At 39.0% G+C, this 625-nt stretch carries 1 protein-coding gene; it reads left to right on the forward strand.

What is annotated here, in order from left to right:
• Positions 1-625: transposase (locus FD47_RS14730; RefSeq protein WP_162260768.1), on the forward strand; the 625-nt coding region annotated here is incomplete at both ends.

Consider the following 625-nt stretch of genomic DNA (forward strand, 5'->3'; position numbering starts at 1 on the left):
ATTACGAAAAATTGATAAAGTGATCGATTTTGATTTTATTTACGAATTAGTGCAACCACTCTATACCCTTGATAATGGGCGTCCAGGGTTGGACCCAGTGATTTTGATTAAGCTACCAATTATTCAATATCTATTTGGTATTCGGAGCATGCGCCAAACAATTAAAGAGATTCAGGTGAATATGGCCTATCGCTGGTTTTTAGGGCTTGATATGGTTGAAGTGGTTCCCCATTTCACGACTTTTGGTAAAAATTTTGAGCGTCGCTTTAAAGGGACAGATTTATTTGAGCAAATATTCAAGCAAATTCTTCTTCAATGTGTTCAGGCAAAGCTAGTGGACCCTTCGGTCCTATTCGTTGATGGAACACACGTTAAAGCTGATGCGAACAATCATAAATTCTCGGACATGATGGTTAATAAAGAAGCCGTTAATTATCGTCGAGCCTTAGATCAAGAGATTGAAAAAGATCGGGTAGCTCATGGTAAAGGACCATTAAAAGCAGATCAATCAGCTGTGAAAACTAAACGACAAAAAGTTAGTCGAAATGATCCTGAGAGCGGTTGGTTTCATAAGGGGGAGCACAAACAAGTTTTTGCTTACAATGTGCAAACAGCCTGTGATGCC

This window comes from Lentilactobacillus parafarraginis DSM 18390 = JCM 14109 (assembly GCF_001435895.1).
Taxonomy (GTDB): Bacteria; Bacillota; Bacilli; order Lactobacillales; family Lactobacillaceae; genus Lentilactobacillus; species Lentilactobacillus parafarraginis.